Source organism: Amycolatopsis sp. SID8362, from assembly GCF_010550475.1.
Lineage (GTDB): Bacteria > Actinomycetota > Actinomycetes > Mycobacteriales > Pseudonocardiaceae > Amycolatopsis > Amycolatopsis eburnea.
On sequence record NZ_JAAGNB010000250.1, the window covers coordinates 1 to 4,730 of the forward strand.

The following is a 4,730-nucleotide window of genomic DNA, read 5'->3' on the forward strand; positions in this document are numbered from 1 at the left end:
AGGTCGCCCCGGGCGGCACGGCGGCCGGTGGCGGCAGCCCGCTGGGCAAGATCGGGATGGGCCTCGGCATCGGCGGCGTCGCCGGTGGTCTCGGCGCGCTGGCGTCGCGGGCGCTCGGCGCGGGCAGCAAGTCCGGCTCGAAGGCCGAGAACGACACGACCCTGGCTTCGGCCGAGGGCCAGAGCGCCGCTTCGCAGCAGGCGCCGCAGCAGGGGCTCGTCTCGTCCGCTGGCACGATCGGCGGGCAGCAGGCCCCGCCGCCGATGAACCCGGGCGGCATGGGCGGCATGGCCCCGCACGGTGCCCAGGGCGAGCAGGACGAGGAGCACACGCACGCGTCCTTCCTCATCGAGGCGGACCCGGACGAGGCCTTCGGCGCCAACCAGGCGACCCCGCCGCCGGTCATCGGCGCGTGGTCCGGGGACGACGAAGACCGCTGATCCTTTCGGGCCGGGCACGCCGACGGTGTGCCCGGCCCGGTTTCTCTTGGGGGTGGCTCGATGCCGAACGCTGAGCTGCTCACCCCGGTCGAGGTGGACTTCCTTTGGGAGTCCGCCGGGCTGGGCGAGCTGCCGTACCCGCTGCGCATCCGCTCGCACGGCGCGACCGTCGACGAGCGTGCGCTGCTGCGCCGCCGCACGTTGGAGGGTCTCGTCGCGCGGGGGCTCGCCGACGGCCGCGGGCGGCCCGAACCGCACGTCGAGGACTACTTCGGCGTGCTGGCGACCCCGGAACTGAGCCTGGACGCCGTCCAGCTGATCGCCCCGGACGCCGAGCCGCTGCTCGCCATCGCCGGCGTGCTGGGCGGCCAGGGGCTCTTGGCCGTGCAGGACCGCCGCGGCCTGCACCTGAACCCGTGTCCGACGGACGGTCTGGCCAGCGCGATCGTCTCGCTGCTGCCGGGCGCCCCGCGCGGCACCGAGAAGTCGATCACGGTGCCGCTGGAGCAGCTGGTCGGCGCGCACGGCGTCGACTTCCTGCAGCGCCGCGGCAACGGCGACGAACGCTCGTCGGCGGACGAGGACCGCAAGGCACTGGCCCGGCTGCACGCCCAGCCCCGCCTGCGCGGCGGCCAGATCGCGGCCAACGCGCGTTCGCGGATGGGCGGCCGCACGCGGACGCCGGTGCTGAGCTGGTTCGACACCGAGACGGGCCGCTACTTCACGCAGGCGACCAGCGGCCGCGACGGCCGTGACTGGATCACGATCGCGCCGGCGGACGCGGCGACCCTGCGCCACCGCCTCGGCGAGATGCTGGCGACGGCGGCGGGTTCGGCCACGCCGGTCTGAGCCTCCTGCCGGCACCGCCGGTCACCTCTGCCAGGTGCCAGGGTTCCGGCAAAGTCGCTTGAGCGGCCGTGCTACCGGTGTCGATCAGGGGATCGCCCGGAACGGCCAACTCAATGCCCGGAACGGCCAGTTCAGCGACCGGAGTGGCCAACACACCGGAGACCCGGACGTGTTGGCCGCTCCAGTCGGCATGATGGCCACTCCGGTCGGCGCGACCCGAAGCCCTGCTCTTACGGCCATGAAGGTGCCCCTCATGGCCTGACCCGTCACCTCTGCCAGGATCGGGCTCCGGCTTCTCCTAGCGTGCTCGGCCGGCGCTCACTTTTTGTCGGTGGTGCGGGCTACGCTGAGCAAGAGTCCGATCCGGGAGAGTAATGATGCAAGAGTTCTTCTCGCCACTGGCGTTCGACTTCCTCTGGGAGTCGGCGCAGGTCGGGGAGCTGCCGTACCCGCTGCGCGTCCGGTCGCACGGCGCGACCGAGGACGAGCGCGTTTCCCTGCGCCACCGCGTCGACGTCGAGCTGAAGGCGCGCGGCGTCCGCGAGCAGCGCGGCTCGCTCGCGCCCCCGATCGAAGACGCGCTGCACCTGCTGGCCTTCGCCCCGCTGACCATCGACGCGCTGCACATCCCGCAGTTCGAGGCGCCGACCGTCGGCGTGCTCGCGGCGGCCGACGACAGCAAGGGCGTGCTCGCGGTCCAGGACGCCGACGGCATCTGGCTGCGTGACCTCCCGCCGGACGCGCTGGTGTCCGCGGTGGTCGACGTGCTGCCCGCCGGCCCGCGCGGCAGCGAGGCGTCGGTCACGCTCCCGCTGGACGACGCCCTGCGCACGGCCCCGATCCGGGTGCCCGTGTCGCTGCCGTCGGCGCCGGGTGAGGAAGAAGACAAACGCCGGGGCAAGGCGCGCCGGACCCCGCTCAGCGAGCGCGTCACGGCCGACCCGCGAGAGGCGTACGGCCGCCTGGCCGGGCAGCCGCGGCAGCGGGGCGGTCAGCTCGCAGCGAACAGCCGTTCGCAGGTCGGGGCCAAGCAGCGGTCCCGCGTCCTGGCCTGGTTCGACACCGCGACCGGCCGCTACCTGAGCCTCTCCCGCGCAGGTACGGACGGTCGGGAGTGGGTCACGGTGGCCCCGGCCGACCCGGCGACGTTGCGGATCCGGCTGGGCGAGATGGTGAGCAGTGTGTCCGACGGCACGCGATAGCGTGACCACCTCGGACGCCGGGCGGGAACCCGGGCGCGGTATCGCCCGTTGACCTGCGAGAGGCTCACAGGGGATGAACGCGGCAGCGGACGGTACCCTGATGGGACGGCAGCCCGGGCACCACGGGTTGTCAAGATCGTGATGGCGGGTATCACAGGAGCCGCCCAACCAGGGAGGGTCGAGGCCACCAGGGCCGAGTCGTATGAACCGGAAGAGCGTGCTCAGGAACCCACTGCTGTGGATCGTCGCGGGGTTGCTGGCGTTGTTCGCGTACAACACGATCTTCGACAGTGATCGTGGGTACACCCAGGCACCCATCTCGGTGGCGAACTCCCAGATCTCCTCGAACAACGTCAAGGAAGCCAGCCTCGAGGACAAGGAGCAGCAGCTCAAGCTGTTGCTCTCGAAGCCGGTGGACGTGGACGGCCAGCAGGTCACCCAGATCATTTCGCAGTACCCGGCGGACGCCACCCGCCCGATCTACGACTCGTTGATCGCGGCGAAGAACGGCGGCCAGCCGATCAAGTTCACCACCAAGGTGACCCAGCAGGGCGTGCTGACGCAGATCCTCATCTTCGCCATCCCGCTGGCCCTCGTCCTGGGCCTGCTGATGTGGATGATGAACAACGCGCAGGGCGGCGGCAACCGCGTCCTCAACTTCGGCAAGTCCAAGGCCAAGCAGCTGAACAAGGACATGCCCAAGACGACCTTCGGGGACGTCGCGGGTGCCGACGAGGCCGTCGAAGAGCTGTACGAGATCAAGGACTTCCTGCAGAACCCGGCGCGCTACCAAGCGCTCGGCGCGAAGATCCCGAAGGGCGTGCTGCTCTACGGGCCGCCGGGTACCGGCAAGACGCTGCTCGCGCGAGCCGTCGCCGGTGAGGCGGGCGTGCCGTTCTACACGATCTCCGGCTCGGACTTCGTCGAGATGTTCGTCGGTGTCGGCGCCTCGCGCGTCCGCGACCTGTTCGAGCAGGCCAAGCAGAACGCGCCGTGCATCATCTTCGTCGACGAGATCGACGCGGTCGGCCGCCAGCGCGGCGCCGGCCTCGGCGGCGGGCACGACGAGCGCGAGCAGACGCTGAACCAGCTGCTCGTCGAGATGGACGGCTTCGACGCCCGCGGCGGCATCATCCTGATCGCGGCCACCAACCGGCCCGACATCCTCGACCCGGCGCTGCTGCGCCCCGGCCGGTTCGACCGGCAGATCCCGGTGTCCGCGCCCGACCTGCGCGGCCGCAAGGCGATCCTCGAGGTGCACGCCAAGGGCAAGCCGATCGCGCAGGGCACCGACCTGGGCAGCCTGGCCAAGCGGACCGTCGGCATGTCCGGCGCGGACCTGGCCAACGTGCTGAACGAGGCCGCGCTGCTCACCGCCCGCCAGAACGGGCACGTGATCACCGACGTCGCGCTGGAGGAGTCGGTCGACCGCGTCGTCGGCGGCCCCGCCCGCAAGAGCCGGATCATCTCCGAGAAGGAGAAGAAGATCACGGCCTACCACGAGGGCGGGCACGCGCTCGCCGCGTGGGCGATGCCGGACATCGAACCGGTCTACAAGCTGACCATCCTGCCCCGCGGCCGCACCGGCGGGCACGCCTTGATCGTCCCGGAGGACGACAAGGAGTTGATGACCCGCTCGGAGATGATCGGCCGGCTGGTCTTCGCGATGGGCGGCCGCACGGCCGAGGAGCTCGTCTTCCACGAGCCCACCACCGGCGCGTCCGCGGACATCGAGCAGGCGACGAAGATCGCCCGCGCGATGGTGATGGAGTACGGCATGAGCGCCCGCCTCGGCGCGGTCAAGTACGGCCAGGAGCAGGGCGACCCGTTCCTCGGCCGGTCGGCCGGGCGGCAGGCGGACTACTCGCTCGAGGTGGCGCACGAGATCGACGAGGAGGTGCGCAAGCTCATCGAGACGGCGCACACCGAGGCGTGGCACGTGCTGAACACCTATCGCGACGTCCTCGACGAGCTGGTCATCGAACTGCTGGAGAAGGAGACGCTGCAGCGCAAGGACCTCGAGCGGATCTTCGCGACCGTCGAGAAGCGCCCGCACATCACCGTCTTCAACGAGTTCGGTGAGCGGACCCCGTCGGACAAGCCGCCGATCAAGACCCCGGGCGAGCTGGCGATGGAGCGCGGCGAGCCGTGGCCGCCGCCGGAGAAGGAGCCGAAGCCGGCCCTCAAGCCGGAGCCGACCCCGGTCGGCACGGCCCCGGGCGCGGGCGACCTGCCCGGC

Annotated in this window: 3 protein-coding genes and 1 pseudogene; all 4 read left to right on the plus strand. The window is 71.4% G+C overall.

Translation table 11 applies throughout. The features are described from left to right. A pseudogene (locus G3I65_RS08600) lies at positions 1-440 on the plus strand (hypothetical protein); the annotation flags it as partial. A 60-nt stretch (positions 441-500) separates the two neighbouring features. Further along, a complete protein-coding gene (locus G3I65_RS08605; RefSeq protein ID WP_160695622.1) occupies positions 501-1,289 on the plus strand; it encodes an ESX secretion-associated protein EspG in 789 nt (262 codons plus the stop codon). A gap of 374 nt (positions 1,290-1,663) precedes the next feature. Further along, on the plus strand, positions 1,664-2,491 hold the full coding sequence (locus G3I65_RS08610) for an ESX secretion-associated protein EspG (RefSeq protein ID WP_160695623.1): 828 nt from the start codon (positions 1,664-1,666) through the stop codon (positions 2,489-2,491). Positions 2,492-2,693: 202 nt separating this feature from the next. Further along, on the plus strand, positions 2,694-4,730 hold a 2,037-nt coding region (gene ftsH, locus G3I65_RS08615; RefSeq protein WP_160695624.1), incomplete at its 3' end, for an ATP-dependent zinc metalloprotease FtsH.